The organism is Nostoc sp., from assembly GCF_036917755.1.
In the GTDB taxonomy this organism is placed as follows: domain Bacteria; phylum Cyanobacteriota; class Cyanobacteriia; order Cyanobacteriales; family Nostocaceae; genus Nostoc.
Genome location: NZ_JBALFC010000068.1, coordinates 41,506 through 54,026, shown reverse-complemented (window position 1 = coordinate 54,026; position 12,521 = coordinate 41,506). Strand labels below are relative to the sequence as shown.

Annotated in this window: 10 protein-coding genes and 1 pseudogene; 6 read left to right on the top strand and 5 right to left on the bottom strand. The window is 41.6% G+C overall.

The annotated features are described in order from the left end of the window. Positions 1 to 920 precede the first annotated feature (920 nt). The 3 genes from V7L05_RS16215 to map all read left to right on the top strand — a co-directional run bounded on the left by V7L05_RS16215 (position 921) and on the right by map (position 5,411). On the top strand, positions 921 to 3,632 hold the full coding sequence (locus V7L05_RS16215) for a M16 family metallopeptidase (RefSeq protein ID WP_442937116.1): 2,712 nt from the start codon (positions 921 to 923) through the stop codon (positions 3,630 to 3,632). Between the two features lie 102 nt (positions 3,633 to 3,734). After that, positions 3,735 to 4,259, top strand: a complete 525-nt coding sequence (locus V7L05_RS16210) for a cupredoxin domain-containing protein (RefSeq protein WP_335165427.1) — start codon at positions 3,735 to 3,737, stop codon at positions 4,257 to 4,259. Positions 4,260 to 4,583: 324 nt separating this feature from the next. Continuing rightward, positions 4,584 to 5,411: a type I methionyl aminopeptidase gene (gene map / locus V7L05_RS16205; protein ID WP_335165426.1), complete on the top strand. Its 828-nt coding sequence runs from the start codon at positions 4,584 to 4,586 to the stop codon at positions 5,409 to 5,411. 283 nt (positions 5,412 to 5,694) lie between these two features. Here map and V7L05_RS16200 read toward each other — a convergent pair whose 3' ends face one another. Beyond that, positions 5,695 to 7,158 (bottom strand): hypothetical protein, encoded by a 1,464-nt coding sequence (locus V7L05_RS16200; protein ID WP_335165425.1) that lies wholly within the window; start codon positions 7,156 to 7,158, stop codon positions 5,695 to 5,697. A gap of 208 nt (positions 7,159 to 7,366) precedes the next feature. Between V7L05_RS16200 and V7L05_RS16195 the strand changes: the two genes are divergently transcribed. Beyond that, positions 7,367 to 8,764 (top strand): amidase, encoded by a 1,398-nt coding sequence (locus tag V7L05_RS16195; protein ID WP_335165423.1) that lies wholly within the window; start codon positions 7,367 to 7,369, stop codon positions 8,762 to 8,764. 263 nt (positions 8,765 to 9,027) lie between these two features. Here V7L05_RS16195 and V7L05_RS16190 read toward each other — a convergent pair whose 3' ends face one another. The 4 genes and pseudogenes from V7L05_RS16190 to V7L05_RS16175 all read right to left on the bottom strand — a co-directional run bounded on the left by V7L05_RS16190 (position 9,028) and on the right by V7L05_RS16175 (position 10,798). After that, complete coding sequence (locus V7L05_RS16190) at positions 9,028 to 9,198, bottom strand: hypothetical protein (protein ID WP_335165421.1); 171 nt, start codon at positions 9,196 to 9,198, stop codon at positions 9,028 to 9,030. 72 nt (positions 9,199 to 9,270) lie between these two features. Next, a pseudogene (locus V7L05_RS16185) lies at positions 9,271 to 9,471 on the bottom strand (DUF5615 family PIN-like protein); the annotation flags it as partial. Further along, positions 9,471 to 9,797: a DUF433 domain-containing protein gene (locus V7L05_RS16180; protein ID WP_334906336.1), complete on the bottom strand. Its 327-nt coding sequence runs from the start codon at positions 9,795 to 9,797 to the stop codon at positions 9,471 to 9,473. The pseudogene V7L05_RS16185 and the gene V7L05_RS16180, both read right to left, overlap by 1 nt. A 134-nt stretch (positions 9,798 to 9,931) precedes the next feature. Then, entirely contained in the window at positions 9,932 to 10,798 is an 867-nt protein-coding gene (locus tag V7L05_RS16175; RefSeq protein ID WP_335165419.1) for an aldo/keto reductase, read from the bottom strand. A 386-nt stretch (positions 10,799 to 11,184) separates the two neighbouring features. Between V7L05_RS16175 and V7L05_RS16170 the strand changes: the two genes are divergently transcribed. Beyond that, on the top strand, positions 11,185 to 11,601 hold the full coding sequence (locus tag V7L05_RS16170; protein WP_335165418.1) for a hypothetical protein: 417 nt from the start codon (positions 11,185 to 11,187) through the stop codon (positions 11,599 to 11,601). A 702-nt stretch (positions 11,602 to 12,303) separates the two neighbouring features. Then, entirely contained in the window at positions 12,304 to 12,444 is a 141-nt protein-coding gene (locus tag V7L05_RS16165) for a ribbon-helix-helix protein, CopG family (RefSeq protein ID WP_335165416.1), read from the top strand. The last annotated feature ends 77 nt before the right edge of the window (positions 12,445 to 12,521 follow it).

The window sequence follows — 12,521 nt, the reverse complement described above, 5'->3', positions numbered from 1 at the left end:
TTATTCAGTCATCATGTGATTACAGCGTGAAATCAGCAGACAACTGTTCATTTCACCCCTATTAGTAACGTTAAACTCTTAGTCAACGCAATGAAAATAATAAGTTCACTTTTTAGCGAAGAACGCAACCAACTCCAGACAGATATTCTTGAAGAAGAATGCAGAATTCAGAATTCAGAATTCAGAATCAATCAGTAAAGGATTCCGACCTGCCACTGATTGAAGACCAGCAAATCGTAGATTTGCTGGGGTCTAAAAACAAAATCTCAAATTAAATAATAAGCCCCTGACTTGATTGCTCTTTTCAATCTAAAATCTAAAATCTGTCTTGAAAAGTTTGCTCAAACTCCTCCACCCCCGCACGCAACTTTTATCTCCGACACGCTCTTCGCGTTCGCAAAATCCTTGCATTGTGTGACAAGGCTATTTTTGCACGTACTCTTGCTCAACACGAACAAAAAGTGTTATTTTCAAAAGTATTTGAGGAATATCCGCATCACCAAGCTCGTTGTGAACTTGCCTGCTGCAAAGCTAAAGAAGATTACTTTTCTAATGAACAGCTATACAGCGATCACAGAAAAAGTATAACTAGAAGGGGGAGGCTTTAGACCCAATTTTTCGGTAACTTAATTTCTAACTAAAACTAGGGATTTTCCAGATTGTATAAATATCCCTTGCTGTTATTAATTAAAGGCTTATGGCTAGTAGCGGTTTTTTGTTGAGCGATCAACCCGATCATAGCTATAGGACTGGTATTTGATTTTAAAAAAAATCAGTACACCCCGAAAAGGTTTCTTCCCCACTCCCTACTCCCCACTCCCCACTCCCTGTCTACGCAAATAATTTCAAAAATCAAATATGATTCCTATAATATGCAATTACATCTAACAAAATCTAACAAATAAAAATACCAGTCAACCTTGCTAATAAAAAGAATAATGTCCTCAACACTGACAGAAAATGTCCGCAAGACAGTACTGGAGAATGGCCTAACTGTCCTGACAAAAGAAGTGCATACTGCGCCAGTAGTGACGGTGCAGGTGTGGTATCAGGTTGGCTCACGCAACGAAGAACCGGGCGTGAATGGCATTGCCCACCAGTTGGAACACATGATGTTTAAAGGCACTCTAAATCGTCCGATTCAATTTGGACGTTTGTTTAGTGCTTTAGGTAGTGATTCCAATGCTTTCACCAGCTATGACCAAACTGCATATTACGGTACTGTGGAACGAAACAAGCTGAAAGCGCTCTTAGTGCTGGAAGCAGACAGAATGCAAAATTCCCAGATTGAGCCAGAGCAATTAGCGAGTGAGAAGCGGGTAGTAATTTCGGAGTTGCAAGGTTACGAGAATAGCCCAGAATATCGCCTGAATCGTGCTGTCATGCAGGCGGTGTTTCCCAATCATGCTTATGGGTTGCCTGTAGGTGGCACCAAAGCCGATGTCGAAAAATTTAAAGTTGAGCAGGTACAGAAATATTACCGCAATTTTTACACTCCCGATAATGCCGTCTTAGTGATTGTTGGAGATTTTCAAACTGCAAACACCCTCGAAACAATTAAAGAAGTATTTGGCAAGCTACCGAAGAGACAGGAGGCAGGAGTTATTTCCCCCTCATCCCCCTCATCCCCCTCATCCCCCTCATCCCCGATAGTATTACGAGAACCGGGAGCAGGACGACTGTTACAAGTTGTGTATCCGCTACCGGATGCAAATCAACCGGATGTGCCGGCGTTGGATGTGATGGATTACATCTTCACTGAGGGACGGAATTCTAGACTTCATCAGGCATTGGTGGAGTCAGGTTTAGCTAATGAAGTTACAGCATCCGTCACCAGTTTGCGAGAATCTGGCTGGTATGAGGTGTTGGTAACGGCTGGATCTAAACAAGATTTGAAAAAAATTGACTCAGTGTTGAGTAGCGCGATCGCTAATGTAGCAGAAAAAGGCGTGACATCTGAGGAAGTTGAACGAGCCAAAACCCAATTAACGGCAGATGTAATTTTAAGTAACCGTGATATCACCTCCCAAGCAATGCGATTGGGCAATGATCAGACAACTACGGGTGATTATCGCTACACAGACCGCTATTTGGCGGCTGTCCGTCTGGTGAAGCCGACGGATATTGTCGCTGTGATTAACAAATACTTGACAAAAGAAGCCCGGACAATAGGCTTTTTTGAACCAACCCAGAAGCAGATAACAGAAGTTGGTGACAAACCAGACTCAGCCCATACGACAGAAAATTTCTCACCTGTAGCACCTGTGCTTTTTTCTGAGGTGATGAAATACTTACCACCTGTGGATTTGGCTACAGATGCGTTGCTTGCCGTAGTTGGCAAAGGCTCTCGTAGAGAAGACATCGCCCAAATCCTACCACAGCAATTTAAATTTACCAACGGACTGCGGATATTACTGTTAAGAGATCATAGTACTCCTACCGTTACCCTGAGCGGACACATTCAGGCCGGGACGGAATTTGATCCAGATAATCAAGCTGGATTGGCTGCTTTTGTAGCAGAGAATTTGCTACATGGCACTAATAGTAAGGATGTCTTAACTATTGCCAAAGTCTTGGCAGAACGAGGAGCGAGTTTAGACTTTCAAAGCTACCGCGAAGGTGTGCATATTGAGGGTGATAGTTTAGCAGAGGATTTGCCGATACTCCTGGAGATATTGGCAGATGTTGTTAAAAATTGTACCTTTCCAATAAAAGAATTGGAACTGCATCGCCAACAAACTTTAACTGATCTGCAACATGAATTAGATGAGCCATCAGAAGTAGCCAGAAGAATATTTGTTCAGTCAATTTACCCGAAAAAACATCCCTTACATACTTTTCCTACAGAGGAGAGTTTACAGCAGATTCAGCGCCAGGATGTGATTGATTTCAAAGCTAAACATTATCGTCCAGACACGACAGTGCTAGCGCTGGTAGGAGATTTTGATCTGGACAAAGTGCGATCGCTGATTAAAAATGAGTTTGGTAACTGGGAAGTTAGCGGCCAAGCACCCAGATTAAAATATCCCCCGGTATCAATGCCGGAGAAAATAGTGAGTGTCAACCCAGTTTTACCAGGTAAAACCCAAGCTGTGACATATATGGGTTGCACAGGTATTAACCGTTATGATCCTCGGTTTCATGCAGCCTTAGTATTAAACCAGATTTTGGGAGGCGATACCTTATCTAGTAGACTGGGTGCAGAAGTGCGCGATCGCCAAGGTTTGAGTTATGGAATTTATAGCTACTTCCAAGCCGGGAAGAATGCCGGGACATTTGTGATTGAGATGCAGACTAGTCCAGAAGATAGCACTAAAGCGATCGCTAGCACCCGCCAAATCTTACAGCAAATTCATCAACAAGGCGTCACCGCACTGGAAGTAGAAACAGCTAAACGCACCCTCATCAGCAACTACAACGTTTCCCTGGCAAACCCAGAAGAATTAACCGATAGAATTCTGATGAATGAGGTGTATGAACTAGATAAAGTAGAATTGCACTCCTTCACTGATAAAATCCAGAAAGTCACCCTTGACCAAGTTAACCAAGCGGCTCGTGAGTTACTCCACCCAGATCAAATCGTGGTCGTCACTGCTGGGCCATCTGTCTCACCAGAAAAAAGCATTAGGTAGAAATTGCCATTGGGCATGGATAATATAAAGAATGGGTAAAGTTTTTTTCCCGCTACCGATTAATTATTCCTGCTCACTAGCATTGCCTTTTGAGAACTACCGATGAAAATTTACAACCATTTATATCAAATTGTAATTACATCTGTTAATTTACCCACTACTGCTTGGTTGCAAATATTACGTCGCAACTACGTGATATTAACCTTGCTCCTGGGACTAAATTTCATCCTTGCTACTCCAGCAATAGCGGCAAATTTGTCTGGCGATTTGCTCAAGCAACCAGCCACAGAAATTACAGTTAGCTTGGGTAATGAGGCTAACGAACTCAAGTTTGAGCCAAATCATCTGGAATTATTCGCTGGCAAACGCTATCAACTACAGCTTACCAATCCCAGCCAACTGAAGCACTATTTTACTGCTAAAGATTTTGCCGATGGCATCTGGACACAAAAAGTTGAAGCAGGCAAAGTAGAAATAAAAGGAGCCATTCACGAACTGGAACTCAAGCCGGGTGCTGAGGCAGAATGGGTATTTGTGCCCCTGAAATCTGGCACTTATGGCTTACGTTGTTCAATACCGGGACATACGGAAGCAGGTATGACTGGAGGGATTGCCATCAAGAATTAAAAATTAAAGAATTGAGCAGTAGCGAATTCTCCGCGCTCCTCTGCGTGCCTCTGCGTTAAAATTCCAACCCTCAATTCCCCACGATTTTACCCAAAGCTGTACTAAGTCCCATAGTGTGCAGCGAAAAATAAGTTATGGCGCTTTTGATTCAAGTCCAACACCTCAGGAGTAGGCGAATATGTTATTCTATATACATTAGCGGCTAAACTCGAAGAATCCCGATCAGGGATTAAAATAACTTAAATTATAGATATTATTTCTCAAGTAATCTAGAGAAAGCATTGATACTTAAGCGGCAGAGCCACCAGTAATTATTAATTTCCTATGAACATTTTCAGTAACTTACTTTCTCAAACAACTCAGCCTGGAACTGCGAAAAAACAACGCCGAGGAATTGAAATTAAATCGCCGCGTGAAATTGAAATCATGCGGGAATCAGCGAGAATTGTAGCAACTGTCCTCAAAGAAATTTCCGAGCTAGTAAAGCCAGGAATGACAACGGCTGATTTGGATGCTTATGCAGAAAAACGTATCCGCGAAATGGGTGCAACACCCAGTTTTAAAGGATATCACGGTTTTCCAGGTTCTATCTGCTCCAGCATTAACAATGAAGCAGTACATGGCATTCCTAGTCCTAAGAAAGTAATTCGCGTGGGGGATGTATTAAAAGTAGATACGGGCGCTTATTACCAAGGCTTTCATGGTGATTCTTGCATTTCAATTGCTGTCGGTGAAGTGACGCAAGAAGCTGCTAAATTAATTCGCGTCGCCGAAGAAGCTTTATATAAGGGGATTGAACAAGTAAAGGCTGGTGTATACCTACTTGACTTAGCTGGAGCAATTGAAGACCATGTGAAAGCTAACGGTTTTAGTATAGTTGAAGAGTTCACGGGACACGGTGTCGGTCGTAATCTGCATGAAGAACCTTCAGTATTCAACTACCGTACCCGCGAGATGCCAAATGTTAAACTGCGTGCGGGGATGACATTGGCAATTGAGCCAATTTTAAATGCGGGTTCTAGACAGACGCGGACATTATCTGACCGTTGGACAGCAGTCACTGTGGATAATTCTTTGTCGGCTCAGTTTGAGCATACAGTGTTGGTGACAGAGGCTGGTTATGAGATTTTGACTGACCGTTCTCAGGTGTAATTGTTAGTCCTTACTACGAACTTACTTACTCATCAATTTAAACTTGACACTCATCTGAATGATAAACACTATACAGCACTTCCGGCAGCTATAAGGTACATCCTCAAAGCTGAAAGCTATGCTAGGAGAGGGGCAAGAAGAAAAACTGTATTGCATAATAGCGGGAAGCGCTATATTTGACTTATAGCGGTTCTCGATTGAGTAACGTACAAGAACCCCACCCCCAACCCCCTCCCCGCTCTTCGAGAGGGAGCTATGATGTAACTCATGTGATTAGGAAACGCTATATAGCCGCATAGTTAGTTTTATAAATAGGAAGTATTTCTTTAGCTTGTATAGAGACAAACGTACTCTCTGGAATCGCTTCTAATAAATTGATTGCTTGCTTCCATTTATCTTTTGCTTCCTGCCGAATTAGTCGTGAATGAGGTGAATTTTGCACCAATAAATTAGTTTCTATAGCTAGCTTTTGGGCTGATTTTAAGTTTGCTATAGCTTTCTTTTCAATTAACACTCTTTGACTGATATATTTAGAGTTAATCTGATAGTAAGCTAATTTATTCTTTGCCCTGTCATTAACTGATCTTTGATCGGGAATGCTATCTAACAAGATTATTGCCTGTTGCCATTTGTTTTGTGCTTGTTGCCAGACTTTTAAAGGATGCGGTGGATTTTGAACCAGAGAAGCAGCCTCCATGCCGAGTTTTTGAGCAGATTTAAACTTGGCGAGCGCACTTCTTTCTTGAGTAAAACTTAGACTCATCTGCTGCAATTGTGGAATTTGCTCTTTAATTTTCCAACCACCAAAAGTTAAGATTAATAAACTTGAGGCTATAAACAAAGCCGAACGTACTATTTTTTGTGTCGAAAACTTTGGTACTACTTCTACTTGCTGAGTAATAATTGCTTCCTTAATACTTTCTTGTTCAATCTTTTTGAGAGCTTCTTCTGCCTGTTCCCTTAAAGTGTCATTCTGAATAATTAAAGTAGGAAGTTGTTCTTGGAAAAAATCACAATCATTAAGAATATCTGTAAACTCTTGAAATTTTCCCTCACTCGATATAATTAATTCATGGTCATCATCTAACCACTCTAAGGCGAAACTAGATTTACCATAGAAAGCAGACACGCCTAATAAAATATTCAATAAGCTATGACTACTTTTAATAGCATTAAAAATATAATTTAATTGCTGCTGTAAGTGTAATAAATCATTTTGATAGTTGCTAATTTTTTGAATTTGACGTTGTAAAATATGAGAGTTGCCTAAGTCTAAGTTAATCTTTAAGCTTTCAGCAATTCGCTGGAAATTGGCGGTGAGGCTGAGATGATTAATATCAGAATTTAGTTGATTAACCAACTGAACATCACTGAGAATATCAGCAGCAATTGCCTGCAAAAAATAACCCCATTCAATCCAGTCATCAATTTTTGATTGTAAATCATTTAATGAAATTTTAGTTTCTGAGTGGCCAAATTTTTCTGCGATCGCTGGATCTACTAATCCCACATTAAGTACAAACAAACTAGCTGCTGTATCGATTTGAAAAAGTGTAGCGATCGCCGAATTTTTGATGCGATCAAATTTCAATTCCTGAGCAATTAATTTTTTAAGATTCCGTAGTTGTTCCTGAGCATTATTGATCAGGATAATTTGTTCGGTGATTTGATTAGAATTGCCAATAGTCAGTTTTAGACTCTGAATCAGTGTTGGCAATTCACTCACAAGTACTTCTAGGTTAGCCATAAATACCCCTTAAGGATTTGTCGAAAGTTTATGCGAAACAATTAAAATGGCTTGAGCAAGACCGTAACCACGCCTATTGCATCTGAGCATCCTAGTTGAGTCACAAATCTCAGGAGCCATAAAATGTATAGTTCCCGGAAATCCTGCTAAAGTAACAATTTAAGTTTTAAAATCCCAGAGAAAGACAAAATTACCCATTCACTAACGTATGAATGAAGTTGATTTAGCATTTACCCCAGCGCTAGAGTTGGCGCAATTAATCCGTCGCCGGGAAGTATCACCGCTAGAGTTGGTGGAAATATATTTAGAACGGATTGGGCAGTTGAATCCCCAATTAGGAAGTTATTTTACGGTGACGGCAGAATTAGCGATCGCAGATGCCAAAGCCAAAACCGAATTATTGACAACTACCTCAGAACTACCGCCATTTTTTGGTGTGCCGATTTCCATTAAAGACCTCAACGCTGTAGCAGGTGTTACCTGTACTTATGGTAATCCGGCATTACTGAACAATGTCCCTAACTATGATGATGGGGTTGTGACCCGGATTAAGCAAGCTGGATTTACTATTCTCGGTAAAACAGCCACTTCCGAATTAGGTTCATTACCTTACAGCGAACCTACGGGTTTTCCCCCAGCCAGAAATCCCTGGAATTTAGAATATACCCCTGGCGGTTCCAGTGGTGGCGCGGCGGCGGCGGTAGCAGCCGGATTATGTGCGATCGCTCAAGGTTCTGATGGCGGTGGTTCAATTCGGGGGCCTGCGGCTTGTTGTGGTTTGGTGGGACTAAAACCATCTAGGGGCAGGGTGAGTAAAGCACCCGTAGGCGAACGCCTAGCTGGAATTGCCGCCAACGGCCCGATCGCCCGGACTGTCGCTGATGCTGCTGCCCTTTTGGATACCATCTCTGGCTATGTCACAGGCGATCCTTACTGGTTGCCAGATCCCGAACCATCATTTCTCGCCGCCACTCAGACAAAACTCGGTGCTTTGCGAATTGCCTTTGACACTAACATTTCTCCTTTGGGAGAAGCTGACGCCAACTGTCAGCAAGGTGTCCGCCAAACAGTCGAGTTATTAGAACAACTCGGCCACCAAGTTGAACAGAAATCCCCAGATTTTAGCGGTTTAATTGAACCATTTCAAATCGTCTGGCAAGCTGGGGTAGCTGCGTCGGGACTTCCTGTTGAAGCCTTGCAACCAGTGAATCGCTGGCTATTTGCACGCACAGGTTCTGTTGCCGAGTACCTGCAAGCAGTTTCTCAAATGCAGATAGTGGCACGGCAGATTGTGGCGTTTTTCGATACCGTGGATGTGCTGGTATTGCCAGTTTATCTACATTCACCGATCATGGTTGGGGAATGGGCTTCGCTGAGTCCAGAAGAGACATTCCAAAATATTATTCAATGGGTTGCCCCTTGTCCGCCTGCTAATGCAACTGGACAACCTGCGATCGCAATTCCTGTAGGTTTTGATAGTAAGGGTTTACCCATGAGTGTGCAGCTAATTGGTAAACCTGCGGCTGAAGCCACACTCATCAGCCTAGCAGCACAATTAGAAGCGGCTAACCCTTGGATTGATCATCGTCCAGCCTTTGCAATCTAAGGCTAATCATGCAGGCATCCCTGGAACAACTTTCACAAATTATTGTGTTTGCAAGTTTAGAAACAGCAGACAAATTGACATCCTCCCACCCCTTGAAAGGGTGGGATTCTCAGATAAGTAAATATAATGATGTTATTGTTATTTTTATTCAACTTTTTTTTGTTTAACATAGTTAGGACTTACGCACGAGTTACGGAATAACGAACCGCAGAGGCGCAGAGGACACGGAGAAATCAGAGTTTGAGAGATATTTTGCGTAAGTCCTAATAGTTACGAAAGTCATTTATTGTGAGTTGATCGAGCCATTGATGATGTTCTTTGGTATAGTCACCATAGCCCACTTCTAACTGCTGTAAAAATCTCAGCGTTCCTGCTACCCCTAAAGCATCAATTAGGGCTTTATATCCTTGCTGTCTAATTTCCGTCGGTTTCATTGTTTTCTTCCTCTGTTTGCAAAATATTCATTAACCAAATCGTCGGATTTCCGACTTCTATTTTTAAAATATCTTTCTCAACCTGCAGAAGTCTCTGCGATTTAAGGTTAAAATAACTCGCTCATTGCTACTTGCAAATGCAAGAACTTCGTCATCAGGAATTTTTAAATTAGCGTTTCCTGCTTCTTGGACAGTAAGAACATCATGCCCCAAATCACGTAAATACTCCACAACCTGATAAGGAAACTGTTCATCTGCATACAAACGAGCCATTAGTCTTCTTCATTCTCCTTAATGGCTGTTGCGATTTCCTCTGGGTGTACAGTGGCATAAACCCAAGCGTTGGTTAAATCAGTTGCAGATAGAGTTGGATAGTCTTTCAAAAGTTGAGCTTCGCTAATACCCAAATTCCGAGCATTAACTAATACCCAAACAGGAATACGGGTTGCTGTAATACACGCATCGCCACCACATACCCCTGGAATTTTCTCAATTCCCCGCCAAGGATTGCCTAAACTTTGAGCTAGTATTTGAATCGCCTGTGCTTTCTCGTTTGGCGTTAAGGCAAGTAGTTCTGGTTCCAACCTTTGAAGCGTCATAGCATTACTACCAACCCATGATAAAAGACTGTATTCAATATTTTAACTCTGGTATATCAATGAATAACTGATGGGTAAAGATTGTTCGTAGTTTGCGCTGTAGCGAAGACAGTACAGACTACGAACTGATGAAATTAAGTTGCTCGATCAATTTTTTGCACTTCTTCATCAGATAGTTTCACATTGATAGCTTGTACTGAGTCTTCAATGCTGGAAACCTTGCTAGCACCAGGAATTGGCAAAATAGCGGGGGACTTGGAACGCAACCACGCCAAGACGATGTTATACACCGACACGCCTTTTTCTTTAGCTAACTGAGCGATCGCAGGGATATCTTGCAAGTCCTGATGGCGACGCCTACCACCAAAGGGACTCCAAGGCAAAAAGGTCAATCCTTGCTGTTCGCAATACTTCAACACGCCGTCATTTTCTGGCTGTCGTTGCCAAAGGCTGTATTGATTCTGCACCGAGATAATATCCACAATATCCCGCGATCGCTTAATTTGTTCAACGGAAAAATTAGAAACTCCCACAAACCGAATCAAACCAGCTTCCACTGCTTCTTTAACTGGCGCAAGAGATTCTTCAATGGTGTAATTAGTATCGGGAGAATGGTATTGCCAAACATCGATGGGTTTAGCACCACCCAACGCCTCAAAACTGACTCGAATTGTTTGGCGTAAATGTTCTGGGTTGCCGTTACTTGTCCAGCTACCATTGGGACGCATCAACCCGCCCTTAGTTGCCACAATTACTTGGCTAACATCGCCTTTGTAACTACTAAGTGCTTTGTGAATTAGCCGCTCGTTGTGGTGCTTATCTGACTCATCTTTGCAGTAAGAATCGGCAGTGTCAATAAATGTAATACCCAACTCCAAGGCACGATGAATAACTTGGATTGATTGCGATTCGGGAGGGCGATTAGAAATTGACATGGGCATACCACCCAAACCAATCGCACTCACAAATATACCAGTTTTTCCTAGCTGTTTGGTTTCCATGCTTCTAGCTATAGCTTTCTGCCCCAATTATCCATCAGTTAGCCAAAGCTTTTTTAGCGATTCATCAGAAATCTTCCCTAGTACTTAGATTTGATGATCAGTAAATGGGCTACGAGGGGAATACTCTACTCAGGGGTTAAATATTCTATATACAACTACAGATGAAAATTGTAGAGGAAACGCGTACCAGATTACAGCTAAAGCATCGACCACTCGGATATTGGTTTAGTGGGTGGTGCATTTTTACTGTCTGTTTAAGCTTTTTGATTTACTGCTTAGTTTTTGATTCTGCTTCAGTTAAAATAACTTGCGTTCGCATCTCACCAAACCAAATTAACTGTGAATTCAAGCGGTTTAATTTGCTGGGAAGTATGGAGAAACTTAAAATGTTTGATCTCCAGGAAGCATACGTTCTTACAAAGGCTGGTAGCAAAGGGAGCAAAACCTATCAAGTTATGATTGTGAATCCATTTGGAGACTTTGCCCTGCTGTCACATGTTAGCTATCAAGAGAATCAGGAAATTGCCTTTAAAATCAACGATTTCATCAACTCTGGGCAAACTTCCCTATTAGTGCACCAGAATCAGCGTAATTATCTATTTTTCTTAAGTTTATTTATATTGATTATTATGGCGATCGCTGCTTATTTTGCCACATCACCTGTAACTATCTGCACCTTCTATAAAAGTATTGATAAGGTATTTATCGAACGTAAAAGCTGGCGTGGTAACAAAATTATCGAGCATCCACTAGAAAATATTCTGCGTTTTGATATCCAAGAAAAGCAATATAAATCAGCATAGTCTATTTATGATCGCAGGATAATTAAGAAAAGCATGAAATAACCTATGCATCGTTAATGCCCATCAAAAAGAAGTTCTAGTCAAGTTTTTTCTCATCTATAAATTACCCTCAAACAGATGCTTGAATTTTTATGTCAAGTAGTAGACCGCAACCATGAAAGATTTACTTGCCATCTGGTTGCTTTTAGTTGCTTTGAAACTGTTTTATAAGTTCAGCTTATAATTTATCTCTAGAAATCGGCTTTTGTACATTCCTGAATAAACGGTATCACAGACTACCATTTTTTAGCGATCGTAGAATTTTTCGGACTACTGACTTTATCGGTTTGTCTAATTAAGCTATGTTTGTTGACACTCCCCGCGATAAATCGACGGGGATTCTTGGCTCAATGAGATCACTTAGCTTAGATTCCTTGCGTCGTCTAAGCCAGAGGTGAGGCTCTCCCCAAGCGTTACTTCGGGTATGCCCTACCCTAGTTGCATTGCTGCAAGTCCTGTTTAGTTTGAAACAAATAGTCTCAAAATTCTGAGTTGTCTAGCTCCTATGAATCTTTTACCTACTGCTAGGAGGAAACTAGAACAATGCAGTAGAACCGCCTAGATTCAATTGTCAAGGTTCAGCGCTTTGTCTTTCGACGGCTAGGTTTTTTAAGTGGTTGATTACCTTTCCACTATAATTAGTGTAGCACATTGGTACACAAGATGCTTGAAAAACAGTTGCACGTTAGAGTTTCCCAAGAAGAGATGAAAGCCCTTGAGCGATATGCAAAAAAATCAAAGCGAACCAAAACAGATATCATAAGGGAGTTTCTTCGATCACTAATAGAACAAAAGTCGTTGTAGAACGACGGGGCTTTAAACCCATTAATTCCGGTAAATAAAATAAGTAGCCTACATGATCGGCTGTTATTCTACACTTG

Excerpts from the sequence above, each read along its gene's own strand:
- V7L05_RS16165 (WP_335165416.1), top strand. The coding sequence starts at position 12,304 with ATGCTTGAAAAACAGTTGCACGTTAGAGTTTCCCAAGAAGAGATGAAA.
- V7L05_RS16195 (WP_335165423.1), top strand. The coding sequence starts at position 7,367 with ATGAATGAAGTTGATTTAGCATTTACCCCAGCGCTAGAGTTGGCGCAA.
- V7L05_RS16175 (WP_335165419.1), bottom strand. The coding sequence starts at position 10,798 with ATGGAAACCAAACAGCTAGGAAAAACTGGTATATTTGTGAGTGCGATT.
- V7L05_RS16190 (WP_335165421.1), bottom strand. The coding sequence starts at position 9,198 with ATGAAACCGACGGAAATTAGACAGCAAGGATATAAAGCCCTAATTGAT.
- V7L05_RS16210 (WP_335165427.1), top strand. The coding sequence starts at position 3,735 with ATGAAAATTTACAACCATTTATATCAAATTGTAATTACATCTGTTAAT.
- map (WP_335165426.1), top strand. The coding sequence starts at position 4,584 with ATGAACATTTTCAGTAACTTACTTTCTCAAACAACTCAGCCTGGAACT.
- V7L05_RS16200 (WP_335165425.1), bottom strand. The coding sequence starts at position 7,158 with ATGGCTAACCTAGAAGTACTTGTGAGTGAATTGCCAACACTGATTCAG.
- V7L05_RS16180 (WP_334906336.1), bottom strand. The coding sequence starts at position 9,797 with ATGACGCTTCAAAGGTTGGAACCAGAACTACTTGCCTTAACGCCAAAC.
- V7L05_RS16170 (WP_335165418.1), top strand. The coding sequence starts at position 11,185 with ATGTTTGATCTCCAGGAAGCATACGTTCTTACAAAGGCTGGTAGCAAA.